This is a genomic window from Paraburkholderia terricola, assembly GCF_900142195.1.
In the GTDB taxonomy this organism is placed as follows: Bacteria; Pseudomonadota; Gammaproteobacteria; order Burkholderiales; family Burkholderiaceae; genus Paraburkholderia; species Paraburkholderia terricola.
On record NZ_FRAB01000008.1, the window covers coordinates 219777 to 231488 of the forward strand.

11 protein-coding genes and 1 pseudogene are annotated in these 11712 nt (G+C 63.2%); 8 read left to right on the forward strand and 4 right to left on the reverse strand.

Annotated elements, in window-relative coordinates; genetic code table 11:
* The first annotated feature begins 385 nt into the window (after window positions 1-385).
* Window positions 386-1789 carry an aminotransferase-like domain-containing protein gene (locus BUE39_RS09900; RefSeq protein WP_073428460.1) on the forward strand — a complete coding sequence of 468 codons (1404 nt, stop codon included), beginning with the start codon at window positions 386-388 and terminating at the stop codon, window positions 1787-1789.
* Window positions 1790-1883: 94 nt separating this feature from the next.
* Complete coding sequence (locus tag BUE39_RS09905; protein ID WP_073428461.1) at window positions 1884-2969, forward strand: TIGR03118 family protein; 1086 nt, start codon at window positions 1884-1886, stop codon at window positions 2967-2969.
* Between the two features lie 15 nt (window positions 2970-2984).
* Here the strand turns inward: BUE39_RS09905 and BUE39_RS09910 are convergent, their stop codons facing one another.
* Window positions 2985-3959, reverse strand: coding sequence for a hypothetical protein (locus BUE39_RS09910; protein WP_073428462.1), 975 nt, complete (start codon window positions 3957-3959; stop codon window positions 2985-2987).
* 360 nt (window positions 3960-4319) lie between these two features.
* Window positions 4320-5483 carry an epoxide hydrolase family protein gene (locus tag BUE39_RS09915; protein WP_073428463.1) on the reverse strand — a complete coding sequence of 388 codons (1164 nt, stop codon included), beginning with the start codon at window positions 5481-5483 and terminating at the stop codon, window positions 4320-4322.
* A 299-nt stretch (window positions 5484-5782) separates the two neighbouring features.
* Here BUE39_RS09915 and treA point away from each other — a divergent pair, with 299 nt between their 5' ends.
* The 3 genes from treA to BUE39_RS34830 all read left to right on the forward strand — a co-directional run bounded on the left by treA (window position 5783) and on the right by BUE39_RS34830 (window position 8879).
* Window positions 5783-7468 carry an alpha,alpha-trehalase TreA gene (gene treA / locus BUE39_RS09920; protein ID WP_073428464.1) on the forward strand — a complete coding sequence of 562 codons (1686 nt, stop codon included), beginning with the start codon at window positions 5783-5785 and terminating at the stop codon, window positions 7466-7468.
* A 120-nt stretch (window positions 7469-7588) separates the two neighbouring features.
* Window positions 7589-8170 (forward strand): alpha-ketoglutarate-dependent dioxygenase AlkB family protein, encoded by a 582-nt coding sequence (locus BUE39_RS09925; protein WP_073428465.1) that lies wholly within the window; start codon window positions 7589-7591, stop codon window positions 8168-8170.
* Between the two features lie 358 nt (window positions 8171-8528).
* Window positions 8529-8879 (forward strand): hypothetical protein, encoded by a 351-nt coding sequence (locus BUE39_RS34830; protein WP_159442551.1) that lies wholly within the window; start codon window positions 8529-8531, stop codon window positions 8877-8879.
* A gap of 6 nt (window positions 8880-8885) precedes the next feature.
* On the opposite strand, the gene BUE39_RS09935 is transcribed toward BUE39_RS34830, so the two are convergent.
* Entirely contained in the window at window positions 8886-9089 is a 204-nt protein-coding gene (locus BUE39_RS09935) for a CsbD family protein (protein WP_073428467.1), read from the reverse strand.
* 103 nt (window positions 9090-9192) lie between these two features.
* On the opposite strand from BUE39_RS09935, the gene tnpA reads away from it, so the two are divergent.
* From tnpA to tnpC, 3 genes and pseudogenes are all read left to right on the forward strand, one after another.
* Window positions 9193-9681 (forward strand): IS66-like element accessory protein TnpA, encoded by a 489-nt coding sequence (tnpA, locus tag BUE39_RS09940; RefSeq protein ID WP_073428468.1) that lies wholly within the window; start codon window positions 9193-9195, stop codon window positions 9679-9681.
* Window positions 9657-10010, forward strand: coding sequence for an IS66 family insertion sequence element accessory protein TnpB (tnpB, locus tag BUE39_RS09945; protein WP_073428469.1), 354 nt, complete (start codon window positions 9657-9659; stop codon window positions 10008-10010). The genes tnpA and tnpB overlap by 25 nt, the downstream gene beginning before the upstream one ends.
* Window positions 10011-10039: 29 nt before the next feature.
* A pseudogene (gene tnpC, locus BUE39_RS09950) lies at window positions 10040-11396 on the forward strand (IS66 family transposase); the annotation flags it as partial.
* 108 nt (window positions 11397-11504) lie between these two features.
* Here tnpC and BUE39_RS09955 read toward each other — a convergent pair.
* On the reverse strand, window positions 11505-11705 hold the full coding sequence (locus BUE39_RS09955) for a hypothetical protein (RefSeq protein WP_327083063.1): 201 nt from the start codon (window positions 11703-11705) through the stop codon (window positions 11505-11507).
* Window positions 11706-11712 lie beyond the last annotated feature (7 nt).

An 11712-nucleotide genomic window follows, 5' to 3' on the forward strand; every position in this document is an offset into this window, starting at 1 on the left:
ACGGCGGCGCAACGGCCGAGGACGGGCGGCGCACCGCGTTTCGACACGCATCCGCGTGGTGTGGACTGAGGAAAGCGCATCCAGCAAGCTCCGGCTAATAAGTTTCGAATGCTGTCCGGTAGCGGCTCATTTCCCGCGCCACCGAACAAAACCATGAGCACAGAATCACACAATATTTTTTTGTGTGCAATTAAAACGCGCATTGTGTGGCATCGGCGTTTTCCCTGGATGGTCTGCGCCGCAAACGGACAGCCCGTGCCCGAGCCGTGCGAAGCCGCCCTGCCTACGCACTTTTAGCGTTTGCAGTCCCGCTGTCTGGTATAGAATCGGCAAAACTCCGCACAATCGCGGACAAAGCATTTTTTGTATGGAGACATCGGTTCTTATGGCTTCTGGCAAAGGCACGGCGCGTCGGACTAACGGGTCGAGCGCGCAGGCGAAGCGCTCCACCTACGTCGAGGTGTCCAGTTCGATCGAGAACGAGATCCGCAGCGGCGTCTATCCGCCGGGCAGCCGGCTGCCGCCGCAGCGGCAACTGGCGACGGAACTCGGCATCAACGTGTCGACGGTTTCGCGCGCGTACAAGGAATTGCAGTTGCGCGGACTGGTGATCGGCAGCAAGCGGCGCGGCTCGCTCGTGACCGGCGGCGCGATGCCGAGCGTCGAGCCCGCGCAGCCGGCGAGCAACACGGCGATCGATCTGACCGTCAACCGCCCCGCCACCAGCGAATTTCTGAACTGCCTCGCGCGCACGCTCGCGGACCTGCCGCGCGATCCGCGCTATCCGCAATTGCAGGAGTATCAGCCGCCGCAAGGGCCGTCATGGGCGCGCGCCGCGGGCGCGCAGTGGATGGCCGCGCCGGGCTTCGCGCCGGCGCCCGAATATGTGGTCGTGACGAGCGGCGCGCAACACGGTTTGTATGCGGTGCTCAACAGCCTGATCGGCACGGACGGCGTGATCCTCGCCGACCAGCTCACCTACTACGGCCTGAAAGCGCTCGCGCCGGTGTTTCAGTTCGAGATCGTCGGCATTCCCAGCGACCGCGAAGGCTTGCTCACCGACGAAGTGGAGCGCGCCTGCCGGCGCATGCCGGTGAAGGCGATCTTCACCGTGCCGAATCTGCAGAACCCCACCGTGACGACGATGAGCCTCGAACGCCGCATGGCCCTCGCCGACATCGCGCGCCGCCACGGCGTGGCGATCATCGAGGACGACGTCTATGGACCACTGGTGTCGCAACGTCTGCCGACCATCGCGAGCCTGTGTCCCGAACTGACGTTTCACCTTGCGGCCACTTCGAAGATCCTCGCGCCCGGCCTGCGGCTCGGCTATCTGCTGAGTCCCCCGGACAGCGCCGCGCTGTGCGCGGAAGCCGTGCGCACCACCGCATGGATGCCCGCGCCGATGTCCATGTTGATCGCGTCGATCTGGATCGAGGACGGCACCGCGCGCCGCATCATGGACGCGCAACTTGCCGAGATTCGCGCGCGCCAGGACCTCGCGCGCGAACTGTTGCCGCAGGAGATGCTGCAGACCGACCCCGCCTGCATGTTCGTGTGGCTCAAGTTGCCGCCGCCGTGGCGCGCCGACGATTTCGCGGCGAACGCGAAGGCGCGCGGCGTGGTGGTGATGCCGTCGTCGGCGTTCGCCGTGGACCGCTCGGAGATCGAGCACGGCGTGCGCATCAACCTCGCCTGCGCGACGAGCCGCGATCAACTCGTGAGCGCGTTGCGGCTCTTGACGGGCACGCTCAAGGATCGTCCGCGCGCATTGTTCGGAACGATCTGAAGCAAAAGATTTCCGCGCCGCTGAGGGAATAAAGCGGCAAGGCCACACGTTTGAATAGCCTCGACGATCCATCGGTCGTGACGGAGGTGTGGTCATGAAATCTGTGCTTAAGGTACTGGGCGCCGTCATGGGCGCCGCGGCGTTGACGAGTCTCGTTGCATGCGGGGGAAGTTCCGGCTCGCTCAACGCGCAATCGTTCACGTCCACCGTGCTGGTGTCGGACGGCGCGGTCGCGGCGCCGCATACCGATGCCAATCTGAAGAACGCGTGGGGCATCGCGTTCAATCCAAAAGGTTTCGTGTGGGTGGCGGATAACGCAACCTCGCTCGCGACGCTCTATGACGGCAACGGCGTGCCGCAATCGCTGGTCGTCAGGATTCCGGCCGGCGCGAGCGGTTCGGCGAACCCGACCGGCATCGTGTTCAACGGCACGACGGATTTCATGGTCACGCAGGGCGGCAAATCGGGCGTCGCCGCATTCATCTTTTCCGGCGAAGGCGGCAACATCACCGCATGGGCGCCGGCGGTCGCGCCCACCGCGGCAATCACCGTGTTCGACGACGGCAACGGCGGCGCGGTCTACAAGGGACTGGCGCTCGCCAGCAACGGCACCGCCAATCTGCTCTACGCCACCGACTTTCACAACAACAAGATCGACGTGTTCGACAAGAACTTCGCGAAAGTCGCGATGCCCGGCAAGTTCCAGGACGCTCTGCTGCCGACGGGTTTCGCGCCGTTCGGCATTCAGGCCATCGGCGCGAAGCTCTTCGTGACCTACGCCAAACAGGACGCGGATGCGCATGACGATGTTCACGGCGCGGGTCTGGGATTCGTCGACATCTTCGATACGTCCGGCAATCTGTTGCAGCGCTTTGCTTCAGCCGGTGCGCTGAACGCGCCGTGGGGCGTCGCGCAAGCGCCGGCGAATTTCGGCCGCTTGAGCGGCGACGTGCTGATCGGCAACTTCGGCGACGGCACGATCAATGCGTTCGACCCCATCACCGGCCAGTCGCTTGGCGCCGTCAAGCTGTCGAATGGAAACGCGTTCGTGCAGGACGGCCTGTGGGGTATCGCGTTCGGTAACGGGCTCAATAATCAGCCGGTCAACACGCTGTTTTTTGCCGCCGGGCCCAATGACGAAGCCAACGGAGTCTATGGACGCATCGACGTGAAGATGTGACGGGCGTCAGCGCATCTAGCTCTTCACGCCGCGCAGCGCGTAAGCCGACAGCGTGGCGAGGCGCTCGGCGCTGAGCATCCTGACCATCCGCTTCACCGCGTGACGCATGCGGCCGCGCAGATGCGCGTGACGCATGCGCCGCCAGAAACGGGTCGGCGCGAACTCGACAAAGCGCGCCTCCTTTTCCAGCAGATATTTGCCGCCCGGCAAATGGATGAACGAACAGCAGCAGAACCAGCGGAAGTCCCGATAGTTGTTGCCGGGCCAATGACGTCCAACCGCCTGATAGGCGCCGACCTCGACCACCGTTTGCCCCTCGTCCACGAGCGCATTGAGCGCGGCGGAAATGAAGGCCTCATCGCCGTGATGTCTCAGGCGTTCGCTTTCGTCCAGGTAACGCGCGTAACTGGCGCGCGCACGCGGCACCAGCCGGCGCAACGATGCGGGCGTCGCGAGCATGAATTCGCCGCCGTACCAGCGCGGATTCGCGAGCCGCCCGTCCGCGACGATTTCCAGATCCGCCACCACGCGTTCGCTGCCGTATGCGGGAAAAACCTGGTCCGAAATATCGTAGACACCGAGGCCCGCCTCGGCGCATCGCTCGATCAGCGTGTGATCGAGCGGCAACCACGCGACCATGTCGGCGTCGAGCAACAGCATCATGGTGTCCGCGGGCAGCGCATCGGAGAGTTGATCCATTAGATCGAGCTTGAAATGCGCCGCGTAGAACGGCGTGTTCTTCGGCAACTCGATCGTCGCGGTGAGCTTCGTCACCGCCGGGCGCTTTTCCGGCGGCAGGCCTTCGAGCCGCTTTTCGACCTGTGCCGGCGCGTTCGTCATGATCGTCAGCGTCGGCATGCCCACGCGCCGCAAGCTGTTGTTCAGGCAGATCGCCTGGCTCACATACGAGAGCGGATCGCGATTCGTCGAGTTGGGACCCGGCTTCGCGTCGACATCCACATAAACAAGCGTGCACGGAAAGAGATTCACATTGCTCCTCACCACGCGTGAGAGACGGTTCGCATCGTTAGCGCTGCCGTTACTGCTCGCAGGTCGGTTCACATGTGCTTTCGCCGGGCGAGCCCCAAGCCGCGCGATGCGCGCCTTCATGGCGTCATGCACGAACCCGATCGCGATAGCAGGTCTGCGCTATCGTTTCACGTCCTTGCGGCGCGTTTCCGCCAAAACTCAGCGGGACGCAACGCGGCGGCCGACAATGCGTGCTTGCCGATTGTCGGGCGCAATAATTGCGGAGTCGCGATTGCGTGTGAGAGAACAAGTTACCTTGTCGGTTGCCTCGATCGACGCGTGAGCATTTCCGTTGCCGTTCATGAGGTTTTCGAGCGGCTTTCAAGCGGTCTTTCGCCGGAACGGCCTGAAGAACCGGCGAATCTCCGCCGCGAGCAGATCGGGCTTTTCCATTGCGGCGAAGTGTCCGCCGCTCGGCATGTCCGTCCATTGCACGACGTCGAAGGTCCGTTCAAGCCAACTGCGCGGCGGACGGCTGAGTTCCTTCGGAAAACGCGCGTAACCGACCGGCGGCACGACCCGCGGTCCGTCGGCGAAACGCATCGGCTGAAGGCGGTTTTCCCAATACAGTTGCATCGACGAACCGATGCTCTGCGTGTACCAGTAGAGCGAGATGTTGGTGAGCAGTTCGTCCTTGGAAAACACCCGCTCGACGTCGCCGCCGCAATCGCTCCAGGCGCGAAACTTTTCCCCGATCCACGCCGCGAGTCCCATCGGCGAATCGTTGAGCGACGCGGCCAGCGTCTGCGGCTTCGTGGCGTGCATGTGCGAATAGCCGCCTTCGAGCGCGGCCCATTCGTTTCTCTCGCGCAAGAAATTTTCTTCCGCCGACGTGAGCGGCGTTTGAGCCGCGCCGATTGCGGGCTCGTAGGAACTCGGCAAGAAGTTCAGGTGAATGCCGTCGACCGCCGTGTCATGCCGCGCGGCAAGCGCGACCGACACGCCCGCGCCGAGATCGCCGCCCTGCGCGCCGAAGCGCTCGTACCCGAGGCCGCGCATCAACGACACCCACAGGTCCGCGATCTGGAATGCGGACATGCCAGGCTGCGCCGGCGCCGGCGAGAACGCGAAGCCCGGCAGCGACGGAATCACCACATCGAAGGCATCGCCGGCGTCGCCGCCGAATGCGGCGGGGTCGCACAACTGGTCGACGAGTGTGTGGAACTCGAAGAACGAACCCGGCCAGCCATGCGTCACCACTAACGGATAGGGCGCTGCGCCCGCGCCGCGCCGATGGACGAAGTGAACGCGTTGACCGTCGACGTCGGCGAGAAACTGCGGTTGCCGGTTCAAGCCGCGCTCGGCCTCGCGCCAATCGAAACGCTCGGCCCAGTAGCCGGCGAGCTCGCGCAGCCATGCCGGATCGGCGCCCTGCTGCCACGCGGGCGCGGGCGTGACCGGCGACCAGCGCGTCGCGCGGATGCGCCGGCGGAGATCGTCGACGTCAGGTTCGGGTATGGCGATCTGAAACGGTGCGATATGCATGGCGATTTCCTCGGCACAAGGGAATGGGGTGACACGCACGCGGCATGCGCTAACGATGAAGACCGGCAAGTGGACAAAGCCCGGCCTCGAACACGCGAAGCAACTTCGCATCGTACACAATCAGCGCTTTCGCGTTTGGCGTGCCGCGGACCTCCTGTTTGCGGCGCTCGACAGGACCCGTGGCGCATAGTTTGAAGCCCCCTTCAATCTGTGCGATGCTAGCGACGGCCCAGCAATCGTATGAAATAAGAGTGGGTGTGAGGCAGACCAATCCTGTTGTCCATTCCCCAGGAGGAGACATGATTGTGTCATCGCAATGGCGCGCCATCCGCGCCGCTCGCACGGCTTTCCAGCCTTCGCCCCTTCCCTCTGCGCCGCGTTCCGGAATGAAAAGCCTGCGGCGAGCAAGCGCCGCTTCCAGCTTCGTCTTTCTGCTCGGTCTCGCCGGCGTCTGCCATGCCGACACCCAGGTCGGCAGCACGCTTCCACCCGCGCCCAGTACGCTCTACGGCGACCTGTTCGTAGCCGTGCAAACCGCGCAGATCTATCCCGACCAGAAGACCTTCGTCGACGCGACGCCGAACGCCGACCCCGCCACGATCGTGCAACTGTACGAACAGCAGAAGAGCAATCCCGCCTTTTCGCTGGCGAATTTCGTCAACCAGTACTTCACGCCGCCGAGCGAGCCGGTCATCACGCCGCCCGCGAATCAAACGCTGCGCGAACATATCAACTGGTTGTGGCCCGCGCTCACGCGCACCACCACGAGCGCGCCGCCGAACAGCTCGCTGATTCCCTTGCCGAAGCCCTATGTGGTGCCCGGCGGCCGGTTCCGCGAAGGCTACTACTGGGACACCTATTTCACGATGCTCGGGTTACAGGAATCCGGCCATGAGGATCTCGTCGACAACATGCTCGACAACTTCGCCTACGAGATCGATACCTTCGGCCACATTCCGAACGGCAATCGCACCTACTATCTGGACCGCTCGCAGCCGCCGTTTTTCTCGCATATGGTGGCGCTCGCGGCGAAGGTGGAAGGCAACACCGTCTATCAGAAGTACTTGCCCGCGCTGCGCAAGGAATACGCGTACTGGATGCGGGGCGAGACCACGACGCAACCCGGTCAGGCCACCCGCAACGTCGTCGTGATGCCGGACCGCACGGTGCTCAACCGCTACTGGGATGAACTGGATACGCCGCGTGACGAGTCGTATCTCGAAGACATCAAGACCGCGCAACAGGCCAGCGGCCGCAGCCCGAACGAGGTGTACCGCGAGTTGCGCGCGACCGCCGAAAGCGGCTGGGATTTCAGCTCGCGCTGGTTCGGCGACAACATGACGCTCGCGACGGTGCGCACCACGTCGATCATTCCCGTCGATCTGAACAGCCTGATGTTCCACCTCGAAATCACCATCGCGAAAGGCTGCGGTGCGACGCGCGATTTCCGCTGCGTCGGCGAGTTCGCGCAACGCGCGGCAAAACGCGCGCTCGGCATCAACAAGTACCTGTGGAATGCCAACGGCTACTACGGCGACTACGACTGGCAGCTCGCCAGGCCGCGCGACAACAAGACCGCGGCGATGGTGTTTCCGTTGTTCGTCGGCGCGGCCTGGCCGGAGCGCGCGCAAAAGACCGCGCGGCAAGTGCAGTCCACGTTGCTGCAAGCGGGCGGCCTCGTCACGACGACCTATAACACCACGCAGCAGTGGGATGCGCCGAACGGCTGGGCGCCGCTGCATTGGGTCGCTATCGAAGGCTTGAAACGCTATGGCCAGGATGAGCTTGCCCAGCAGATCGGCACGCGTTTTCTCGCTGACGTGAAGGGCGTTTATGCGTCGGAGAAGAAGCTGGTCGAGAAGTACGTGGTCGAAGGCGCGGGAACCGGTGGCGGAGGCGGCGGCGAATATCCGCTGCAGGACGGCTTCGGCTGGACAAACGGCGTGACGCTCAAGCTGCTCGATCTGTACAGTCCGGGCGAATGAAGGCGGGCAACGCCGCCTGCCCGGGTTCGCCAAAACTACTGTATAAAATCACAGTACAATGACGTGCACGAGGCGCCCGTCGCCGTCCGAACGGGCGCTCGTTACCGCAACGTTGAAATCATGGCGTCCCAGCAAGACCTCTTCGCACCCGAGCCCGTCTCTCTCGTTCGTGACGGCGAAGGCGGGATTCGTTACCTGCCCGAGTCGATCGCGGCCGCCGTCGCACAACGGTGGTTCGAGGAGGCGTTCCGCAATATCGGCTGGCTGAGCCAGCAGCGCGTGATGTACGAGCGCGAAGTCGCGGTGCCGCGTCTGATCGCCACCTTCTCGCGCGACTGCGCGGATTTGCCCGCGCCGTTGAGCGAAGCGTTCGAAGCCGTTCGCGCACTGGTCGGCGCACCGTTCAACCGCGTCGGTCTCAACCTCTATCGCGACGGCAACGACAGCGTCGCGCCGCACGGCGACAAAACGGAAAAGCTCCTGCCCGCGCAGCCGATTGCGATCGTCTCGCTCGGCGCGAGCCGCCGCATGTCGATCCGGCCGAAGGCGCGCGGCGGCCGCACGGTGCATGTGGAACTGGAGGCCGGCAGTTGCATCGTGATGAGCTATGCGTCGCAATTCACGCACGAGCACAGCATTCCCAAGACGCCGGCCGTGACTGAACCGCGTATCAGTCTTGCGTTTCGCTGCTTCAACGGTTGAGCGCACTGCGCGGTGCGGTTCGGTTGCTGGTGGGTCTTACTCCCGGCTCGCAGGCACGCGGTAGGCAACCCGCTTGCTTGCGTGGCACAGCGCCGTCACGACACATGCGGCCAATCGGCGGCGCCAAACGAAAAAAACCCCGGCTGGGGAATCAGTTCCAGCCGGGGCCAACTCTCTCGCTCGCACACGGAAACCGTGCGTGCATCGGCACTGTATCCGCGCCAGTGGCACGGATATATAGGCCGCGTTGGAAGAGACTGTTCCAAGGCAACGTTGCAGCCGCCGCCACCCTGCGCGCCTTTCCCGCGCGGAGCGCCACCCGATCGGGACTTACTGGCTCGCCGGGCGTGCCGGCGCGATGCCGACCGGCGGGGTCACACGCTTTGCCGCGTCGCTGTTACCGGTGCCGCTCGGCGCGGCCGAGTTGCTCATCACGCCGCTGCTGCCCGAACTCATCGTGTCCCTGCTGGTGTTGTCCACGCGCTTGCAACCGCTCGCACCCACGGTCAGCGCGGCGATCGACGCCGCAATCAACGTGCTTCTCAGGATCGAATTCATGACGACTGCCCTCCCCTCCAACTTGTTTTACGCGGCTTCGCGCCACGCCCGGACTTCTGCACGAAGCGCAGCATTGGCCATGCCTGCTTCGCTTGCGAAACAGGCGCGCAGTCGGGTCGAAGATGAAAAGACGATGATCGTCAGTCGATGAGCGGCGTCATTCGTTGGTGGGGTTGCCCGGGTCGGTCTTGCCTTTGCGAATGTTCTCCTTTTGGTCACCCAGGTCTTTCCGGTTTGCGCCGTTCATGATCTGCACGTCGCCCTCGACCTTGCGGTCCTCGTTGCCGGTCACGGCGCCCAACCCCTTGTTGACGAGGCCCTTCAATTGTTCGGCGATACCTTTCGATTGATCGCTGCTCATGCGCTAGCTCCTTGTCCGTATGCGGTCCGCTAACGACGTCCTTGTCTAGAAATCGCTTCACTCTGATGCTACGTGTCCACGTGAACAGCTGGTATCAGAGTGTATGAGTGAGAAACGAGACCTGCGTAGCCGACTGGTCATCGGCCGAAAGCGAGATGGGCGCCGAGAATATGACGATGCTGCGCGAGACGAACTGGTACAGATCTGCTTGCAGCCCGGCGTTTCCATAGCGCGGACCGCCATGGAGCATGGTCTCAATCCGAACCTCCTGCGCAGCTGGATCGCCCGCTACCAGAAGATTCAGGCGCAGCTCGAACACGAGCGAGTCGCCCGAACGCCCGCGATTTCTGACGGCGTCACGATCGACCTCCCCAATCCCCCATCGACGTTCGTGCCGATCGTAGCGGCTATCGCATCGCCGTGCGCACAACCGTCCGAGCCATCACCGTTGCCTTCTTCGATGGCGCTTTCGCTGCACGTGCGTCTATCGAATGGCGTCGAGTTCGATCTCGGCGAGGCAAGCATCGACGAATTGGCCACGGTCATTCAAATGCTCGGGAGGCTGCCGTGTTCCGGTTCGACGAAGGCTTGAAGGTCTACCTGCACCGCGATCCCGTCGACTTCCGATACGGCATGAACAGCCTGTCGATTCTCGTCGAACAGTCGATGCGCTTGAACCCGATGGACGCGTCGCTCTACGTGTTCGGCAATCGACGTCGCGATCGGATCAAGATCCTCGGCTGGGATGGGAACGGATTCTGGTTGCTGATGAAGCGCCTCGAGGTTGATCACTTCACCTGGCCGGGCAAGAAAACCGAAGTCGTGACGATGACGACGGAGCTGCTGCACGCGTTGCTCGACGGTGACGACATTACCACGGTCCAGCGGCATCCGACGCGGAAATATTTACGCGTGAGCTGAACATCGATCGGCATGCCTGTCCAATCAGCATGCCGATTCAAGTCACCGTCACCGCCGATGAACTCGCCGCGCTGCTCGCGATTCGTGAGCAGCACGCAGCACTTCAGCAAGAGCGAGACGAACTGCGTAGCATGGTGCGTCTCGTGACGGCGGAGCGCGACTTGGCCGAAGAACGACTGCGCTCTTACCGTCGCGAGCTGTTCGGCGCGAAGAGTGAAGCACGGGACTCCGATCAGCTCGGCCTGTTCAACGAGGCCGAAGCGCTGGGCGCAAACGCGACGCCCGCGCAGGAAGATGCCCCCGATACGACGGTCGCCGCCCATACACGCAAGAAGCGCGGTCATCGCAAGCCGCTCGATCCCAGCCTGCCGCGTGACATCGTACGGCACGAACTACCCGAAGTCGAACGCTTCTGTGCGAACGACGGTCACGCGCTCGTCGAGTTCGGCGTAGAGATCAGCGAACAGCTCACGGTAATCCCTGAGCAGCTTCGGGTGATCCAGCACCAGCGCGAAATATGCGTGCCCGTGCTGTGAGCTCGGCATCAAGGTGACGCCGGCGCCGCCACGTATCATCCCCCGCGGACTGTTGAGCGAATCGGCGCTCGCGTGGATTGCCACCGGCAAGTATCAGTTCGGCATGCCGCTGTATCGGCAAGCGGGTCTGCTGCGCCGCTTCGGTGGCGATATCTCGTCGAACACGATCGCCGCCAGCATGGTCCGCGTCGGCCTCGCAACACAGCCCGTGATCAACCTGGTGCGCGACGTGCTGCTGGATACTGAGCTGATCTACTGCGACGAGACGACGCTCCAGGTGCTGAAAGAAGAAGGCCGCCGTGCGCAAACGAAAAGTTACCTGTGGGCGCAAATGACGGATTCGGGTGTGCTCATCCGCTGCTTCACCTATACACCGGGGCGTGGTGCCAAGTTAGGAGACAAGCTGTTCACCGGCATCCGTGCGGGCGCGGTTATGATGACCGACGGCTACGAACCCTACAACGACATTGCCGAGCGTCATCAGCTCGTGCACCTGGGATGTTGGGTTCATGTGAGACGGTACTTCGTCAAAGCGGAAGACAGCGTGCCGAAGGCGGCACGCACGCCTCATCTGCTCGCGACGCGCTTCATCAAGCTGATCGGCAAGCTGTTCGCGGCCGAAGCGCGTAGAGAAACATGGTCGGCATCGCGACGACAGCGATTGCGACGACGTTACAGCGCGCGCGTGCTCGCCGCAATCCACACGCTGATGGTCGAGCAGTCGCCTGGTGTCACGCCGAAGAGCCTGCTCGGCAAGGGTCTGACCTATCTGCGCTCGCAGTGGCCGAAACTCATCCGCTACGTCGAAAATGGCGACTGGCCCATCTCGAATAACGTCATTCATGCCGCTAGCGGCATGAATGACGTTATGCCGACTCCCCGATTATGCCGCGTCATGAATCCACGGACACAACGGTTGGCGGATCTCTATTCCCGGTCGCTCCGGTTGTCGGCATTATCAGAGAGCCTCCAGGAAGGCGAGCAACGGATCTGGAGGTTTGTAGCGTGTCGGTGCAAGACCACTCGCCGTCGCGTGCGCGAGCGCGCGTTCCTTGAGTTGCATGTCGGCGTGCAAATAGATCTGAGTAGTCTCGGAGGACTCGTGACCGAGCCAGAGCGCGATCACGGTCAGGTCGACGCCGTGATGCATCAGGCTCATCGCGGCC